17 protein-coding genes are annotated in these 16,176 nt (G+C 62.1%); 12 read left to right on the forward strand and 5 right to left on the reverse strand.

From position 1 onward, the window contains the following. Positions 1 to 152: 152 nt before the first annotated feature. Together FS885_RS03540 and FS885_RS03545 are read right to left on the reverse strand one after the other, a co-directional pair. A complete protein-coding gene (locus tag FS885_RS03540; RefSeq protein ID WP_144743633.1) occupies positions 153 to 1,781 on the reverse strand; it encodes a DnaA ATPase domain-containing protein in 1,629 nt (542 codons plus the stop codon). Between the two features lie 31 nt (positions 1,782 to 1,812). After that, complete coding sequence (locus tag FS885_RS03545; protein ID WP_144743634.1) at positions 1,813 to 3,027, reverse strand: ATP-binding protein; 1,215 nt, start codon at positions 3,025 to 3,027, stop codon at positions 1,813 to 1,815. 353 nt (positions 3,028 to 3,380) lie between these two features. Here FS885_RS03545 and rpmH point away from each other — a divergent pair, with 353 nt between their 5' ends. From rpmH to FS885_RS03595, 10 genes are all read left to right on the forward strand, one after another. Continuing rightward, positions 3,381 to 3,515 (forward strand): 50S ribosomal protein L34, encoded by a 135-nt coding sequence (gene rpmH / locus FS885_RS03550; protein ID WP_019127408.1) that lies wholly within the window; start codon positions 3,381 to 3,383, stop codon positions 3,513 to 3,515. Between the two features lie 18 nt (positions 3,516 to 3,533). Next, on the forward strand, positions 3,534 to 3,863 hold the full coding sequence (gene rnpA / locus FS885_RS03555) for a ribonuclease P protein component (protein WP_144743635.1): 330 nt from the start codon (positions 3,534 to 3,536) through the stop codon (positions 3,861 to 3,863). Beyond that, the gene (gene yidD / locus FS885_RS03560; protein ID WP_144743636.1) at positions 3,856 to 4,086 is read left to right on the forward strand and encodes a membrane protein insertion efficiency factor YidD; all 231 of its coding nucleotides are present in this window, start codon (positions 3,856 to 3,858) and stop codon (positions 4,084 to 4,086) included. Before rnpA ends, yidD begins: the two co-directional genes overlap by 8 nt. A 24-nt stretch (positions 4,087 to 4,110) precedes the next feature. Further along, positions 4,111 to 4,881, forward strand: a complete 771-nt coding sequence (locus FS885_RS03565; RefSeq protein WP_144743637.1) for a YidC/Oxa1 family membrane protein insertase — start codon at positions 4,111 to 4,113, stop codon at positions 4,879 to 4,881. A gap of 45 nt (positions 4,882 to 4,926) precedes the next feature. Next, on the forward strand, positions 4,927 to 5,517 hold the full coding sequence (locus FS885_RS03570) for a Jag family protein (RefSeq protein ID WP_144743638.1): 591 nt from the start codon (positions 4,927 to 4,929) through the stop codon (positions 5,515 to 5,517). 95 nt (positions 5,518 to 5,612) lie between these two features. After that, positions 5,613 to 6,356, forward strand: coding sequence for a 16S rRNA (guanine(527)-N(7))-methyltransferase RsmG (gene rsmG, locus FS885_RS03575; RefSeq protein WP_144743639.1), 744 nt, complete (start codon positions 5,613 to 5,615; stop codon positions 6,354 to 6,356). Positions 6,357 to 6,518: 162 nt separating this feature from the next. Further along, entirely contained in the window at positions 6,519 to 7,307 is a 789-nt protein-coding gene (locus FS885_RS03580; RefSeq protein WP_144743640.1) for a ParA family protein, read from the forward strand. Between the two features lie 43 nt (positions 7,308 to 7,350). Next, positions 7,351 to 8,163: a ParB/RepB/Spo0J family partition protein gene (locus tag FS885_RS03585; protein WP_144743708.1), complete on the forward strand. Its 813-nt coding sequence runs from the start codon at positions 7,351 to 7,353 to the stop codon at positions 8,161 to 8,163. A 3-nt stretch (positions 8,164 to 8,166) separates the two neighbouring features. Further along, the gene (locus FS885_RS03590) at positions 8,167 to 8,427 is read left to right on the forward strand and encodes a hypothetical protein (protein WP_144743641.1); all 261 of its coding nucleotides are present in this window, start codon (positions 8,167 to 8,169) and stop codon (positions 8,425 to 8,427) included. A 142-nt stretch (positions 8,428 to 8,569) separates the two neighbouring features. After that, entirely contained in the window at positions 8,570 to 8,884 is a 315-nt protein-coding gene (locus tag FS885_RS03595) for a hypothetical protein (RefSeq protein ID WP_144743642.1), read from the forward strand. 80 nt (positions 8,885 to 8,964) lie between these two features. Here the strand turns inward: FS885_RS03595 and rlmN are convergent, their stop codons facing one another. Further along, positions 8,965 to 10,014 carry a dual-specificity RNA methyltransferase RlmN gene (rlmN, locus tag FS885_RS03600; protein ID WP_144743643.1) on the reverse strand — a complete coding sequence of 350 codons (1,050 nt, stop codon included), beginning with the start codon at positions 10,012 to 10,014 and terminating at the stop codon, positions 8,965 to 8,967. 112 nt (positions 10,015 to 10,126) lie between these two features. On the opposite strand from rlmN, the gene FS885_RS03605 reads away from it, so the two are divergent. Then, positions 10,127 to 11,080, forward strand: coding sequence for a D-alanine--D-alanine ligase family protein (locus FS885_RS03605; protein ID WP_144743644.1), 954 nt, complete (start codon positions 10,127 to 10,129; stop codon positions 11,078 to 11,080). Continuing rightward, positions 11,081 to 13,999, forward strand: coding sequence for a helicase C-terminal domain-containing protein (locus FS885_RS03610; protein ID WP_144743645.1), 2,919 nt, complete (start codon positions 11,081 to 11,083; stop codon positions 13,997 to 13,999). Here the strand turns inward: FS885_RS03610 and FS885_RS03615 are convergent. Continuing rightward, entirely contained in the window at positions 13,981 to 14,916 is a 936-nt protein-coding gene (locus FS885_RS03615; protein WP_144743646.1) for a helix-turn-helix transcriptional regulator, read from the reverse strand. The two genes, FS885_RS03610 and FS885_RS03615, sit on opposite strands and share 19 nt — an antisense overlap. Continuing rightward, positions 14,906 to 15,916 carry a helix-turn-helix transcriptional regulator gene (locus FS885_RS03620; RefSeq protein ID WP_144743647.1) on the reverse strand — a complete coding sequence of 337 codons (1,011 nt, stop codon included), beginning with the start codon at positions 15,914 to 15,916 and terminating at the stop codon, positions 14,906 to 14,908. The genes FS885_RS03615 and FS885_RS03620 overlap by 11 nt, the downstream gene beginning before the upstream one ends. Positions 15,917 to 16,176: the final 260 nt, after the last annotated feature.

Genomic DNA, 16,176 nt, shown 5'->3' on the forward strand with positions numbered 1-16,176 from the left:
GCAGGTTGTTTACGGTGTCTTTTTCGACACCTATCTGTTGGGAACCGGTAAGGTTTTGGGGAGAACTTCGCTGCCCCGGGCGTTATCCCTCGGTTGCACCTCCTTTTCCACGACCCTTCCTCATCATCTGCACGGGTTATCAACACCGGGCGCTACGAGCTCAAGCGGATCTTGTTGCGCAGTTGCTGCAAATCCTCGCACAGCGCGCGGTCCTCCTTGAGCTTCTTCTCGATAACCTTGATGGAATTGAGGACCGTCGAGTGGTCGCGGCCGCCGAACTCGGCCCCGACGGCGACTGCGGTCATCTCGCACATGTCCATCGCGAGGTAGACCGCGACGTGGCGCGCGTGCGCGATGTTCGCCGTCCTCCTCGGCCCGATGAGGTCCTCGTGGCTCACGTGGAAGAACTTCTCGACGGCCGCCTGCACGGTGTCGATGTGGATCTTCTTGTGCGCCGTGTCGAAGTACTCGTTGGCGATGCGGTCGATATCCTCGCCCGTGAGCTCGGCTCCCGCCTGCTCCCGCTCGAAGGAGACCCCGGCGCACCGCTCGCAGAAGCTCTCGAGCTCGCGGATGTTGGTGCCCGAGACGTCCGCCATGTGCCTGAGCTGCGCGTCGGTGAGCTGCCCTCCGCCGACGTTCAGCGAGTTCAGCAGCGACCCCGCCTCGACGCCGGCGAGCGCGTCCGAGCCGTTCAGGATGGTGTTCTCGTAGTAGCGCTTCAAGATCATGTACTTCATCTCGAAGCCGGGCTCCGAGACGAGGCAAAGCATCCCGGCGTTGAACCTGCTGGTCAGGCGCTCGTCCATTCCCAGGTTCTTGGGCGCCCGGTCGGATGCGATGGCGACCTTCTTGTTGTTCCTGATGAACTCGTCCATCAGCGTGAAGAAGTTCTCGATGCTCTGGGTCTTGCCGATGATGTTCTGGATGTCGTCGATGATGAGCACGTCGGCGTCGTGGTAGTCGCGCAGGATGACCCCGGCCTTGCTCTTCTGCACCGCGAGCTCGCTGATGTAGTCCTCGACGTAGGTCTGGGAGTTCGCGTATTTCACCCGGAGATGGGGGCTGTGCTCGTTCAGGTAGTTGGAGATCGCGAGGAGCAGGTGCGTCTTGCCGAGGCCCGATTTGCCGTAGATGAACAGCGACGTGCAGCTGCCCGGCTCGTCGGCGAGCGCGGCGAAGCGCACGGCGGACATGTAGGCGTGCTTGTTCTCGTCGCCGTAGACGAAGTTCTCGAACGTGAACTTAGAGTGGATGCCCACCGCCGGCGCCGGCTCGGCTGCGGTGGGCACGGCGCGCTTGTCGGGCTCCGCCTCATCCCGCTTCATGATCCCCGTCAACTTCTGGAAATCATCGAGGGTGATGGTGTTGCGCACCTTGACCTTCGACTGCTCGGCCCCATCGTCGTCATGGCGGCTCGGTATGATCACGGCGGGGATGGGGGCGTGCACGACCGGCTCGCCTGCATCCTCGCTCTTCGCCGGGGTTTCACGGGAAACATGTTCGGGCGCGTCCGCCGACCGTTCCGTTAGGCCCTGGTCGACCTTCACGATGAGGGAGAGCGGGCAGAAGGCGATGTCCTCGAGGTAGCGCTCGATCACCTCGCGCTGCTTCATGAGGTACGAATAGGCGAAGCGCGAGGGTGCCTGGATGGTTAGCGCCTCATCGGAGAGCTCCACGGGGATAGACTGCGCCAGCATGTTGATAAGCCGGGCGTCCCGCCCGTCGCGCTGGCAGAACGAGATGGTGTCATCGAGGATGATCTTGGCTTCCGTGTCCATCCGTCCTTCTCCCCCTTCGAGCAGACCTCCTTTACGCGTTGTCCTTGAGCCAGGACTCCCCGAGGGAGGTCAGCGTGTACTTGCGCCCGTGCTTCACCACGAAGCCTTGCTCACCAAGTTTAGCAAGCACGCGCGACCAGGTAGGAACCGACTGCCCGAACGCCTGGGAGAGCTCACCAGGCCCCCCTGACCCATGAACCCCCAGGTAATCGAGGGCATTCATATCCCTCTCGTCGATATAGGGCTGCTCTCGGCGCATCGGCGCGCCCTGCATGGGGGTCGCGATATGCGCTGGTTGGGATGGGTATTGTGGATATGTGGAAAACTCATGGTTCTGCTGTGGAAAACTTTGCCCATATCCCGGTTGAAAGGGCTGTGCGGGGGGATAGCCCGGCATGCCGTATCCGCTGGGGTTCTGCGCGAAAGCGCCCGCCGCACCCTGTTGGGGGTAGGGGTACTCCCCCATGTACGGGTAGGGATAGGCCTGGCCGGGCTGCTGGGGGTACGGCGCGGCCATCCCGTAGGAGGGGATCCCGGGTCGGTATCCCGCACCAGCCGGGGCGGCGGCTCCCGTGGCGGCGGCGCCTGGGCTTGCTGTCTGCGAGGTGAACGATGTGCCCCGCACCGCCGCGCCGCGGGCGCTGTTCGCCTCGATCTCCTGCACCCTGGCGGCATCGACACTCACCGTGACGACCGTTCCCGAGCCGAGGTTGTCCTCGATCGATACGGCCCCGCCGGCGTTCTCGAGGTACTGCTGCACCATCGGCAGACCGGCGCCCGTGCCCCTGATGTAGCGCTTCATGGAGCGGTTCGCGGAGGTCACGCCGAATTCGAAGGCGCGCTCCTTGTCGTCGATGCCCGGCCCTTGGTCGGCGAAGCGCACCGTGTTCCCCCCGTCGAGGATCGAGACGATCGGCTCGGTGAAGTTCGCGTGTATGAAGTTCTCCACGAGCTCCCTGATCACCATGAGGGAGATCGAGCCGCCGAGCTCCTTCATGCTCCTATAGACCGTGTTGGTGATCTCCTCGAGGTAGGAACGGGGGTCATTCGGCTGCACGACGATCACGCGCGGCGTCGAGAGCATGTCGTCGTAGATGGCGATCCTCGTGGCGAAGACGGTGCCGTTCCCAGCGCCATCCTGCCCCACCGCACCGTCTTCGGCGGAGGGGTCGGGGGTACCGGTAATGTGCCTGTTGTCGGGGGCGGGGTCGCCGGAATCCACGAAGGGGTAGAAATCGTCTGCCATGGTCGTCCGTTTCACGCATGCCGAAAGCGGCGGGGTGCCGTAGTCGCCGTTTAGGAGAATAGTAGCGCACCTTGCACCTTGTGAAACTTTCCACATGTTTTCAAATCGTGTTGAAAACTGAAACAACGAGATGAAAAGTTATCCACACGAGAGAACAACCTGTGGAAAGCTAGATGAAACGGAGTGAAAGTAACGGGTCTGCTGCGCGTTCCGGAACTGTTGAATGGAAAATTGCCGCAGGAACTTATGATTCCTCGCTGCTCTTTATTGACATCCACGCACCTTGTTCCATACAATCTTGAAGCTCAAGTGCCTAATGTGTATTCCTAAAACGCACCAGGAGGATAGTCATCATGAAGCGTACGTATCAGCCGAACAAGCGCAAGCGTGCCAAGACCCACGGTTTCCGCGCCCGCATGGCCACCAAGGGCGGCCGCGCCGTCCTCGCTCGCCGTCGCGCCAAGGGCCGCAAGCGCCTTACCGTCTAGGATTTTTGTGCCCCGCGCATGAGAACCCTAAAATCCCGGTCGGATTTCGAGCGTGTCTTCACGCAGGGGAAGCGCTACAACCATCCCCTGATCCGCTTGGTAATATGTGATGCAGAGAGCGAAGGCGATCCTGGTCGGGTCGCCTTCGCTGCACCTAAGCGGCTCGGCAACGCCGTCGTCCGCAACAGGTCCAAGCGGGTATTGCGTGAAGCCGCCCGCGCCTGCGCGATTCCGTATCCCGGGAAAGACCTGATCCTCTTCGCCACGGCCGCCACGCGCACCGCCTCTCCCGTCGAGATGCGCACCGCGCTCATGGGGCTCTGCAAGCGGGCTGGTCTCGATGGGTAGCCTGCGCGGAATCGTGCGACGGGTTCTCGTCGCACCCATCAGGTTCTACCAGCGCTGCATTTCGCCCTTGCTTCCCGCTGCATGCATCTACCGGCCCACCTGCTCGCAATATGCCATCCAGGCGATCGAGCGGTACGGTGCGGTGAAGGGGCTGCTGCTGGCGGCGAGGCGCATTCTGCGTTGTAATCCATTTCATAGCGGCGGGTATGACCCGGTGCCGTAACGACACATACGGAGGACTGTATATATGTGGGATTGGATCGTTAACATTCTCTACCAGATCCTGGCGTTCATCCAGGGATTCGCCGTCGACTGGGGTCTGTCGATCATCATTCTGACGGTGATCGTGCGTCTCGTGCTCACGCCCCTGCTGCTCAAGTCGACTAAGTCGACCGCCCGCATGCAGGTGCTCCAGCCCAAGATGATGGAGATCCAGCAGCGCTATGCGGACGATCCGCAGCGCCAGGCTGAGGAGATGCAGAAGTTCTACTCCGAGAACAAGTTCAACCCGCTCGGTGGCTGCCTGCCGCTCCTCATCCAGATGCCGATCCTTCTGGCGCTCTTCACGCTCCTGCGTACCCTGCCCGAGCGTTTCCCCGGCACGGACTTCATGTTCTACAACATCCTGCCGGACCTCACCACCACGCCCGCCGCTGAGTGGGCCGCGGGTATCGCCACGGCGGTCCCGTATCTCATTTCCCTCGTCCTGTTCGCGGTGCTCACGCTGATCCCGACGCTCTACCAGTCCATGAACCAGACGGGCCAGCAGGCGTCCTCCATGCGCACCATGTCCGTCGTCATGGCGCTCATGATGCTCTGGATCGGTTGGAGCCTGCCCGCCGGCGTGCTGCTCTATTATGATGTGTCCACGCTGTGGCAGGTCATCCAGCAGCTCTTCGTCACGCGCCGCGTGATCGAGAAGGCCAAGGCCGAGGAGGAGGAGCGTCTCGCGAACGCCCCCGTCGAGGTCGACGTCGTCCGCCGCGAGCGCAAGGCTCGCCCGCACAAGAAGAACTAGCGATAGCGCAACTAATTAGGTACCTAAATAATTAGGAGCAAGCCAATGTCTGAGCAGGAACTTTCTGATATGGAGCATGAAGCCGTCGAGGCGGATATCGCTGAGGAGGCTTCCTACGAAGGGCAGTATCCTGAGCTCGCCGCTCACTATAAGTCCGGCGAGGAGCTGACCGACAGCGAGCTCGATACCATCGCTGACATCGCCATCAACGTCCTCAGGGATATCCTTGGCTACTATGGTGTCGACAGCGCGCCTATCGATGAGTATGTCGGTGACGAGGGTGAGCTTATCCTCGATGTCACCGCCGGCGATCTTGCGGTCCTTATCGGCCGCCATGGTAAGACGCTTGAGTCGCTGCAGACGATGTTCTCGCTTATCGTCAGCCGCAAGCTCGGCTTCCGTTATCCTGTCGTCGTCGATATCGAGGGGTACAAGAGCCGCCGCAACGACAAGGTCGTCTCTATGGCCAAGTCCGCTGCATCGCGCGCGGCGCGCCAGCATGGTTCCGTTACGCTTCCTCCTATGACGGCTTATGAGCGCCGTCTTGTTCACATCGCCCTCAGGGATAACGCCTCCGTGGAAACCCACTCCGAAGGTGTCGATCCTGAACGTCGTGTTGTCATCACGGCTCTATAGTCGAAGTGCAACAGGTACTATCAAAGGGCACGGGATTCCGTGCCCTTTTTTGTCAAAAGTTCCCGTCTCGTTAGTTTCTGTCATTAGGACTCAAGATGAACGCTTCCCTTATAGCTGAACTCGATAGAGATTCATGTCTGGATCGGTTGCAGTCATATTGCGATGAGTTCCAGATTAACCTGAGCAATGAGCAGATCGGTCGTTGTCTCGATCACCTCTCTCTTGTCATCCAGGCGAACGAGAAGATGAATCTCACGCGCATCCTCAATGTAGACGATGCCCTGGTTCTGCACATTCTCGATTCGCTCCTGCTCCTTGAACCTCTTGAGGCTTCTCCTGAAGGGAGATTCCTCGATATGGGTACCGGTGCCGGCTTCCCAGGGATTCCGCTTGCTATCGCCTCGGGCAGGCCTGGGATTCTTCTCGATTCTGTTGGCAAGAAGGTCAATGCCGTTCAATCGTTTGTCGACGCTCTTGGTATAGACGGTGTTGATGCGGTTCATGACCGAATCGAGCACTATGCCCTTTCTAATGGCGGATCGTTCTCCTGTGTCGTTGCGCGCGCCTTGGCTTCTCTCCCGGTCCTAGTCGAGTATGCGTCTCCCTATTTGGAACTCGGTGGACTCTTTGTTGTGACCAAAGGGAGACCTGATGAGGATGAGTTGGTCTCAGGTTATTCTGCAGCTGAAGTATGCGGACTGGATCTCATCGACACAATGAGTATCGAGCTCCCCCACGCTCTCGGCCATCGTGAAATTCTGGTGTTCGAGAAGATCGAGAGGCCTCACGTCAAGCTTCCTCGCGCGGTAGGTTTAGCTAAGAAGTCACCTATCAGGTAGTGCCTGCTCGACCCTATGTTTCACGTGAAACATAGGGTCTTTTCAATTCTGCTTGCAACATTGTTTCACGTGAAACATAATAGATTCAGATCGTGATAGGTTTCACGTGAAACAATCGATAGCCACGTAGTCGGAACAGCCCAAACGTACAAAGGAGGCAACGTGGATAATCAAGCGCAAGAATCTCGTAATCCACGCATCATATCGATTATCAACCAAAAGGGCGGAGTCGGTAAGTCGACAACAGCAGTCAATCTGGCCGCGGCACTCGGAAATCTCGGCAAGAATGTTCTCATTGTCGACTTCGATCCTCAGGGGAATAGCACCAGTGGATTTGGAATCGAGAAAGAGGAACTTGAGCAATGTGTATATGATGCATTGCTCAACGATGTTCCGGCGGAAGACTTACTGATTGAGACGAATAGTAAGAATGTATCGGTCATTCCTGCGACGATTCAACTTGCAGGTGCCGAAATCGAACTCGTTTCAGCAATGGCACGCGAGACTCGACTTAAAGAGCTTCTCGAGCCGATTGAGCAGAACTATGATTTCGTATTGATTGACTGCCCGCCGTCTCTCGGGTTGCTGACGATCAATGCATTGACCGCAGCGGACAGCGTGCTGATCCCGATCCAGTGTGAATACTATGCCCTCGAGGGCGTCACTAAGCTACTTGAGTCCATGCGCATGGTGAAAAGCAGGATCAACAAGGGTCTCGATGTCTACGGTGTCCTGCTGACAATGTACGACTCCCGTACCTCGCTCGCGAATCAAGTCGTCGATGAGGTAAAGGGGTACTTCGGCGACAAGGTCTTTGAAACGCTCATCCCACGTACTGTAAAGATTTCGGAAGCGCCTTCGTTCGGTATGCCGGTTATCGACTATGCCCCCCAGAACAAGGGTGCTCAGGCATATATGGAACTCGCAAACGAGGTGATCGATCGTGCCTAGCCAGAAGAAGAGGGCGGGACTTGGAAAAGGTCTCAATGCCTTGATGCAGGAAGCTCAGTACGAAACCGGAAATCACGGATCAGAAACAAAGCTCCCGATCGAAGAGATTCATCCCAATCCGAACCAACCCCGAGTGCATTTCGACGAGAAGGAGCTGAACGAACTTAGCGAGTCAATCAGACAGCACGGCGTCCTGCAGCCCCTTCTCGTAAGGAAAGACGAGAAGGGATATCAGATCATCGCTGGCGAGCGGCGGTATCAAGCTTCGAAGATCGCTGAACTGACTGAGCTACCGGTGATCATCAAAGATGTGAGCGATGAGGAGGTTCTCGCCCTTGCTTTGATCGAGAACCTGCAGAGGTCGGACCTCAATCCGATCGAAGAGGCTAAAGGGTACAGGCAGCTCATCGACCAGAGTGGGATGACCCAGGAGGCACTTGCGAAGGCAGTTTCGAAATCACGTTCCGCAATCACGAATGCCTTAAGGCTTCTCGATCTCCCACAGGAAGTCCAAGAGATGATCTTCAACGGAAGCCTGACTGCGGGACACGCGCGTGCGATTCTTGCAGTCCCCTATGAAGAGGCACGGGTGAAACTTGCACAGAAGGTTGTGGAAGAAGGACTGTCGGTTCGTGCGACAGAAAAGCTCGCCCCGCTGTTTTCTGTCAATGAGCCGGTAAAGACACCGCGCCCCGTCACACCTCAGTCCTATAAGAGGGCGGCTAAGGTGTTGAGGCAGACACTGAACACCAACGTCCGCGTGAAGAACACGAGGGGAAAGAACAAGATCGAGATCGAGTTCAGGGATGAAGAGCAGCTGGCAGATATTCTCAACCACTTCATAGGTGAGGACTAGATTATGAATGCGATGCAGAAGATCACGAGTCTGGTTCTGACAGGTGTCGGAATAGCCGCCGGAGCATATTTCGGTTACAGGATTCTCAGCGATTCGGAACGACGTGATCGGATCGTGAGAAGTGTGACTGATGTTTTCGAGACCTCGCGCAAGAAGGCAAAGGTGATGTCTGAGGATATCGCCTTGAGGACGGCGCAGATGACGAAGAACCCAAAAGTGAACCAGGACTGGGTTGCACAGCAATGGGAAAGCGTGGGATATTAGTCGATTAGGTACCTAACTAACTAGTGTTTCACGTGAATCGTTGGGAAATCACCTGGCTGTGAATGGAAGTTGAAGCTTCCGCGACGCTGAACGCGCAGGTATAGTCAACAGGCGCTGACCGCTTCCTCATGAAAGGACGAACATGGATATCAAGGCGATTATCGATCAGGTGACCGAGCACCTTGGCAACAGCCCTGAGGCTCTCAAGGACTTCATCGCGGACCCCGCGTCGGCGATCGAGGGCATCACCGGTCATCAACTCGAGGGGGACGATCTCTCCGGCGTCGTGGATGGTATCAAGGAGGGCGTCATGGGCGGCGGTTTCCACCTCCCCGAGGGTATCGATCAGGGGGGCCTCGACCTGTCCGGTATCGCCGGCGGTCTGACCGACGCGCTCGGCGACTCGCCGCTCTCCGGCATCGCGGAGGGTCTGGGCGGTCTGTTTGGCAAGAAGTAGTCCCGAGGGCAAAAGAAAACCGGCGCCCCGTGAGAAGGCGCCGGAATAACCGAAAGGGGTGTCGGGTGACCGCGCCCCTTTTATTTGTGGAAGCCGACCTTACGCTGCTTGAGCTGGCCGCATGCGGCGTCGATATCGGCTCCGCGCGAGTTGCGGATGGTCGCCTCGACACCGCGCTGCTGCAGGAGCCGCTGCAGGAGCTCGACCTTCTTCTCAGGTGAGGGCCTGAACGGGCTGTCGGGAATCTCGTTGAGCTGGATGAGGTTGACGTGGCAGAGGGTACCCTCGCAGAAGCTGCAGAGCGCCTCCATCTCAGGGCGCGTGTCGTTGATCCCCTCGATCATAGCGAACTCATAGGTGGGCCTGCGACCGGTCTTCTCGGTATATACCTGCAGCGCCTCATGGAGCCGCGGAAGCGTGTACTTCTTGACGCCGGGCATCAGCTGGTTGCGTGTGCTCTGGATGGCGGAGTGGAGCGAGACCGCCAAGGTGAACTGCTCGGGAAGCTGCGCGAAAGAGCGAATACGGGGGATGATGCCGCAGGTCGAGACCGTCAGGTGCCTGGCGCCGATATTGAGCCCGTCCTCGGAGTTGAGGATGCGCAGTGCACGTACCGTCTCATCGTAGTTGGCGAACGGCTCGCCCTGGCCCATGAACACCACGCTCGTGACGCGCTCGCCGAAATCGCGCGAGACGTGGGACACCTGGTCGACCATCTCCTGGGCGGTAAGTGACCTGGTGAGGCCCGCGATGCCTGTCGCGCAGAAGGCGCATCCCATGTTGCACCCGGCCTGCGTGGAGATGCATACGGCGAGGCGGTTGCGCGAGGGCATACCGACCGTCTCGACTGAGACGCCGTCAGGGAACTGCAACAGATATTTGCGCGAACCGTCCCGAGAGACCTGCTTCACCAGCTCGGTGGGGGTGCCGAAGCTGTACCGCTCGGCAAGGGACTCGCGCAGGGTCTTTGGAACGTTGGTCATCTCATCAAACGAACATATGTTCTTAGAGAAGATCCACTCGTGAACCTGCTTGTAGCGAAACGCGGGTTGACCGAGCTCGGCTATGGTCTCCTGAAGCTCCCGGCTGTCGATGCTTCTGATGTCGGGTAGGCGGCGCGTGGGTTCCATTGCATACCTTTCGTGCGAAATCACGATGATGGACGGCACATATCTATACAATAAGGGAACCTGAATCGGAAACTGGCATGGCGATGAAAAACCACCGCTGAGAGGAGAGGACATGTCGGACGTGCGTCGAGAGGATCTACGTGTCGTAGTGCTCGCCGGAGGCATCTCGGATGAGCGCGAGATTTCCTTCTCATCAGGCAAGAACGTCGTGGAGGCCCTTGAGGAGTCGGGTTACGGCGACGTCGTCATGCTCGACCCCGCATCCGATGGGTTCCTCGCCTCCCTCGAGGCTGGCAACTTCGACATCGCCTTCATCGCGCTCCACGGGCGCGGAGGCGAGGACGGCATGATGCAGAGCATCCTCGAGTTCCTCGGTATCCCCTACACGGGGTCCGGCGTGATCGCGAGCGCGTGCGCCGCCGACAAGGACGTGTCCAAGGCGCTCTACGAGCGCGCCGGGATCCCCGTCGCAAAGGGTATGACGCTCACGAGCGATGACGACATCTGCGTGGCGGACATCGTCGAACGCGTCGGCGAGGAATGCTTCGTCAAGCCGGCGGTCAACGGGTCGAGCTTCGGCGTGACCATGGTGAAGAGCGCCGATGAGCTTCCGCATGCGCTCGAGACGGTGTTCGACCACGATGACAAGGCCCTTATCGAGGAGCGCCTCGTGGGGACCGAGATCACCGTCGGCGTGTTCGGTGACCCGGCCCGCGCGCTGCCGATCGTCGAGATTCTGCCCCAGGAGGGCTCGGATTTCTACGATCTCGACGTCAAGTACATCGACCCGGCCCTCGTCCATCGCATCCCCGCTCAGATTCCGCTCGAGGACTACCGGACGGCGGAGGAGCTCGCCGTCCGCGCCCACGAGGCCCTCGGCTGTACCGGTTTCTCCCGCAGTGACTTCATCGTGACCGACCGCGGCCCGGTGATCCTGGAGACGAACACCATCCCCGGCATGACCTCCACGTCGCTGTTCCCCGACGAGGCGCGCCATGCCGACATCCCGTTCACCAAGGTCTGCGACGAGCTCATCCGCATCGCCCTGAAGCGCCGGGAGCACTAGATGGCCTCCTGCGCTGGCGCTTCCCCTATAGACGAGGCGCTCCTTCCCGCGACGCCGCGCTTCGTCGCGGACGCCTACTACACGCTCGCCGAACGGGCGAAGACGATGCGCTTCGGGCTCATCGAGGAGGACGTGGTCATTCTCGATACCGAGACGACGGGCCTCTCCGTGCAGGACAACGAGCTCATCGAGATCTCCGCGGCGCTGCTTTCAGGCGACAGGATCGTCGAGCGCTTCGACACCTTCGTGCATCCGACGGGGCTCATCCCCGCCGAGATCACGAAGCTCACCGGCATCACGCAGGCGGATGTCGCCCACGCGCCCACGGCGCGCGAGGCGGTGGCCGAGCTCGCCACATTCGTCGGGGGAAGGCCGGTCGTCGCCCATAACGCCACATTCGACCGCTCCTTCATCGAGTCGGTCAAGGGCGGCGTTGAGGTGAGCGACATCTGGATCGACTCTCTCGCGCTCTCGCGTATCGCGCTGCCGCGCCTGAGCTCGCACAAGCTGTCGTTTCTCGCCGAGGTATTCGGCTGCGCGTCGGTCTCGCATCGCGCGACGGACGACGTCGATGCGCTCGCGGGCGTGTGGAGGGTCATCCTCACCGCGCTGTCCGACCTGCCTGGCGGCCTGCTCCGCCTGCTCGCGGACACGCATCCGGATGTCCCATGGGTCTACCGGCCCATCTTCTCCTATCTCGCGCAAGCCCATATGGGGACACCGTTCTCCCTCGCCGAGGAGCGCGATCGGGTCCTCGGCGACGTGCAGGAGGATGAGCGGATTGACGCCGACGAGCTGCTATCGCTCAGGTTGCCCACGGAGGAGGAGATCGTCTCCTGCTTTGGGGAAGGCGGCCTGGTGAGCCGTATGTATCCCGAGTACGAGCCACGTCGCGAGCAGGTCGAGATGGCCTGCGAGGTCCGCGACGCCCTGGCCACCTCCACGCACCGCGCCATCGAGGCCGGCACCGGGGTGGGTAAGTCCATCGCCTATCTGGTGCCCTTCGCCGCCGCGGCCCGGGCGAACCGCATCACCGTGGGTATCGCGACCAAGTCGAACAACCTTGCCGACCAGCTCATGTACCACGAGCTGCCCAAGCTCGCCGATTCGCTCGACGGCGGCCTCACCTACTGCGCCCTCAAGGGCTTCGACCATTACCCCTGCCTGCGCAAGATGGAGCGGCTCGTGCGCAGCACGGCGGAGATCCAGACGAAGAAGGACCCCGCCGACACCCTGACGGCGCTCGCGGTGCTCTACGCCTTCGTGTGCCAAAGCCCCGACGGCGACCTCGACGCGCTCGGCATCAGGTGGAAGAGCGTCAACCGCGCGGAACTCACCACCGGTTCCAGGGAGTGCGCGCGCAGGCTCTGCCCGTTTTTCCCCAACCGCTGTCTCGTCCACGGCGCGCGCCGCCGCGCGGCCCAGGCGGATGTCGTGGTGACCAACCATTCGCTGCTCTTCCGCAACGTCGCCGCCGAGGGGAAGATCCTGCCGCCCATACGCCATTGGGTCATCGACGAGGCCCACGCGATCGAGCGCGAGGCGCGCCGGCAGTGGGCGATCGGCATCACGGCTGAAAACTCCCGTGCCCTGTTCGAGCACCTCGGCGACGGCACGACAGGTGTCTTGGGCGCGCTCTCCCATGCGGCTGCCCCGGCCGAGGCGACGACGCTCTACCAGGGACTCGTCGCCCGCGCCGTGAGCACGGTGAACCGCGCCTCCGCGGCCATGGCCGAGCTGTTCGCGGCCGTGCGGGACGCCGCCGGCCATACGCGCTCTGGTGGATACGACCAGATGACCGTGTGGATCGGGCCCGAGATGCGGCAGAGCGGCGCGTGGGAGGTGCTCGCGCTCACGGGCCAGAGCGCCATCGACGCGCTCGAGCAGGCGGACAAGGCGCTCGCTGCCGTGGTGGAGACCTTCGCCTCCGAGATGCCGGAGCAGATGGCCGAGGTCGCCGACCCTGCGCGCCGCCTCCACGAGACGCTCGCGGGCCTTCGTCTGATCATCGAGGGGACCGATACCGCCTACGTTTACGCCCTGCAGGTGAATAGGCGCCTGCGCGCCGGTGGCGAGGCGCTCACCGCCGAGCGGCTGGACATCGGCGAGGCGCTCGCCGCGGATTGGCTGCCCGAGGTCAAGACGGCGGTTTTCGCGTCGGCGACCATGTCGGTTTCGGGCGGGTTCGAGCATTTCGAGCACGCCATCGGTCTCGACCGCCTGCCCGCGGGCTCGTCGCGTTCGCTCCATCTGGACTCGAGCTACGACTTCGACGCCAACATGGCCGTCGTGGTCGCCTCGGACCTGCCCGATCCGCGGAACCGCCCCGCCTACCTCTCCGCTCTGGAGGACCTGCTGGTGGACATCCATATCGCGATGGGCGGCTCGGTGCTCACGCTCTTCACCAACCGGCGCGACATGGAGGAGCTGTTCGATGCCGTGCAGCCGCGCGTCGCGGCGGCGGGGCTCACGCTCGCCTGCCAGCAGCGCATGAGCTCGACGCGGCGCCTGCGCGACCGCTTCGTGAGCGAGCGCACGTCCTCGCTCTTCGCACTCAAGGCGTTCTGGGAGGGTTTCGACGCCTCGGGGGAGACCCTGCGGTGCGTGGTCATCCCCAAGCTGCCCTTCGCGAGCCCCACGGACCCGCTCTCCTGCGAGCGCGCGCTGCGCGAGGACCGCGCCTGGGCGCGCTACGCGCTGCCCGATGCGGTGCTCGAGGTCAAGCAGGCGGCAGGCAGGCTCATCAGGTCATCGACCGATACGGGCGTGCTCGTGCTGGCGGACTCGCGCCTGGTCAGCAAGGGTTACGGCAAGAAGTTCCTGAACTCGCTGCCCACGACGACCTATCAGCGCATCGAGGCGCATCGTATCGGCCAGTACCTCGAGCTGTGGAGGAAGGCTCACGACCGCCGCTCGTGAGGATCATCTGCGCCGGTGAGCGAGCGGGCATACGCGACGAGTGCTTCCACGCCCGCCGCGGGCTCGACGATGCGCATGGCGCCGCCTGCGGAGAGCACCTGGTCGAAGAGCCAGCGCGGCGAGCTCACGTCGACCTGGACGCGGACCGTGCCGTCATCGTGCCCGTCATCGATCGAGCGCACGCCCGCCCAGGTGAGGCGCTCCGCCTCGTCGCGGGACATCTCGAGCGTCACGCGCTCAGTCCCCCGGGCGAGGCTCTCCGCTATCGATGACGAGGTGCGGGCGTGGGCGACCACGGAATCGTCGGTGAAGGCGACGGACTCGATGCGCTCGAGGCGGTAGCGCCGCTCAGCGTCTTGCTCCACATCCCAGGCGATGAGGTAGGCGGCACCGGGTGCGGTCTCGAGCTCGAGTGGGTCGACCGTGCGCACGCGGGCCTCGAGCTCGTCGTGGGAACGGTAGCCGATCCGGCAGCGCACGCCGTCCGCGATGGCCTCGGAGAGCTTGGGGTACCAGGAGCCGAACGAGACATCGCGGCCGATCAGGTGCTGGCGCGCCGTGTCGTGCAGCAGCTCTGGCACCAGGGCCGCGCGCAGCCGCGCGCACACGTCGTCGTCGAGCTCGAGGGACTCGAGGACGCTCTCCAGGGCGATGCTCTCGCCGAGCGTGAGGCGCAGCGGGCTCATCCGCGCGGCGTCGCCGAGGAGCACCACGTCGTCACCTTCGCGGAAGATCACCGCGCGGCTGCCGCTCTGGCGGTCCGCGAGCATGGAGATGAGGTCGAGGTAGCCGTCGAGTTCGTCCTCGCTGCAGGAGAGCTCGGCGCAGGCGGCGGCCGAGGGGATCCTGTTCTCATCGGTCGCCGAGACCAGCTCGAGCAGATGGATGGAGCACCTCAAGCGCTCGTCATGAGACATGCTCGGCCACCGCCTTCCAGACAAGGGCGTTCCAGTGCGCGACGAGCTCGGCCGGAGCTGCCGGTCTCATGCCGTCGCGTGCGTGGCTGAGGCCGAACGACGCCGCCCGCCCGACATCCTTGACCGTGACGGTCCAGCACCACTCGCCCGTGACCGTGCCATCCGGGGCGCAGAGGGTTCCCCGGCCGAGCGTCAGCGCCTCGAGTTCGTCGGCCGTCCGCGACGGCGGGAAGGAGAACGTGACCTCGGTACCCTCGCCAGACGCGAGGTCGAACGCGAAGAACAGCTGGTCGCGAACATCGAACGACGCGGGTATGGTGTAGCCCCCCTGGGGTCGCCAGGCGCGCTCGACCCGGTCGATGCGGAAGGTCCTGATCGACGAGCTGCGGTCGTCCATGCCGGTGAAGTACGAGGCGCCCTCGCGCGAGAAGATGCCGTAGATGGCGACGGTCCTCTTGGATGCGTCGCCCGAGGCGTTGCGGTAGGTGAAGGTGAGGCGCCGGCGCAGCGCGAAGGCGATCCAGACCGCGTCGAGGAGCGGGTCGCCGAGGGCTTGCGTTCTCACCGCCGTGCGCGGCGTCCCCGCCGCGGCGACCTCGAAGGCCTTCTCCTCGACGGAGCGCAGCGGCCGGGCGAGGGGAGAGGGCCCCTTGCCCAGGTAGCCGTCGATCGCGTCGGCGAGCAGCTGGGCGTCGTCGGCATCGAGTGCGTTGAGGGACGCGAAGGTGAGGCTGCGGTCGAGCCGCCATGAGCTCTCGTCTACCACCGAGCCGCCGGCGGGCTTGATCTCCTCGATGAAGATGCCCTGCTCGGCGAGTTTGGCGCGGTCCCGGCGGAACTTCCTCAAGTCGGAATCGCGCATGTCCGACCCGTATCCCAGGTCGGAATCGCCGACGATCTCCTCGGTCGTGATGGGCCGGGTGGTGGCGTTGAATATAAACAGGAGGTTGAGAAGGCGCGCCGCCGTCGCGTCACGGGCGATTGCCTCGCCTTTCGCCATGCGATCACGCTCCCTCCGGAAAGTGCACCTCGCCTCATTCTACACGAGCTGCGCCGCCGCGGTGCCCGCTCGCCCGGCGCGGCGCGCCCGCGCCGCGCCCGCGGTTGTCCCCGGCTTGTGGAGATTGAAGGCGCAACCCATGCGGATACGCGTGCAACCTGCGGCGATGATGCAGCTTTGCTCAACTAGCGCTATACTTTGCAGGATATGCACATAGTCCCCGGGGCCTGTCCGGGGTAGTTTGAACACGACGATACAGG

Source organism: Enorma burkinafasonensis, from assembly GCF_902150035.1.
Taxonomy (GTDB): domain Bacteria; phylum Actinomycetota; class Coriobacteriia; order Coriobacteriales; family Coriobacteriaceae; genus Enorma; species Enorma burkinafasonensis.

Bases quoted from the DNA above. Each gene is read 5' to 3' on its own strand.
- FS885_RS03540 (WP_144743633.1), bottom strand. From the start codon at position 1,781: ATGGACACGGAAGCCAAGATCATCCTCGATGACACCATCTCGTTCTGC.
- FS885_RS03545 (WP_144743634.1), bottom strand. From the start codon at position 3,027: ATGGCAGACGATTTCTACCCCTTCGTGGATTCCGGCGACCCCGCCCCC.
- rpmH (WP_019127408.1), top strand. From the start codon at position 3,381: ATGAAGCGTACGTATCAGCCGAACAAGCGCAAGCGTGCCAAGACCCAC.
- rnpA (WP_144743635.1), top strand. From the start codon at position 3,534: ATGAGAACCCTAAAATCCCGGTCGGATTTCGAGCGTGTCTTCACGCAG.
- yidD (WP_144743636.1), top strand. From the start codon at position 3,856: ATGGGTAGCCTGCGCGGAATCGTGCGACGGGTTCTCGTCGCACCCATC.
- FS885_RS03565 (WP_144743637.1), top strand. From the start codon at position 4,111: ATGTGGGATTGGATCGTTAACATTCTCTACCAGATCCTGGCGTTCATC.
- FS885_RS03570 (WP_144743638.1), top strand. From the start codon at position 4,927: ATGTCTGAGCAGGAACTTTCTGATATGGAGCATGAAGCCGTCGAGGCG.
- rsmG (WP_144743639.1), top strand. From the start codon at position 5,613: ATGAACGCTTCCCTTATAGCTGAACTCGATAGAGATTCATGTCTGGAT.
- FS885_RS03585 (WP_144743708.1), top strand. From the start codon at position 7,351: ATGCAGGAAGCTCAGTACGAAACCGGAAATCACGGATCAGAAACAAAG.
- FS885_RS03590 (WP_144743641.1), top strand. From the start codon at position 8,167: ATGAATGCGATGCAGAAGATCACGAGTCTGGTTCTGACAGGTGTCGGA.
- FS885_RS03595 (WP_144743642.1), top strand. From the start codon at position 8,570: ATGGATATCAAGGCGATTATCGATCAGGTGACCGAGCACCTTGGCAAC.
- rlmN (WP_144743643.1), bottom strand. From the start codon at position 10,014: ATGGAACCCACGCGCCGCCTACCCGACATCAGAAGCATCGACAGCCGG.
- FS885_RS03605 (WP_144743644.1), top strand. From the start codon at position 10,127: ATGTCGGACGTGCGTCGAGAGGATCTACGTGTCGTAGTGCTCGCCGGA.
- FS885_RS03610 (WP_144743645.1), top strand. From the start codon at position 11,081: ATGGCCTCCTGCGCTGGCGCTTCCCCTATAGACGAGGCGCTCCTTCCC.
- FS885_RS03615 (WP_144743646.1), bottom strand. From the start codon at position 14,916: ATGTCTCATGACGAGCGCTTGAGGTGCTCCATCCATCTGCTCGAGCTG.
- FS885_RS03620 (WP_144743647.1), bottom strand. From the start codon at position 15,916: ATGGCGAAAGGCGAGGCAATCGCCCGTGACGCGACGGCGGCGCGCCTT.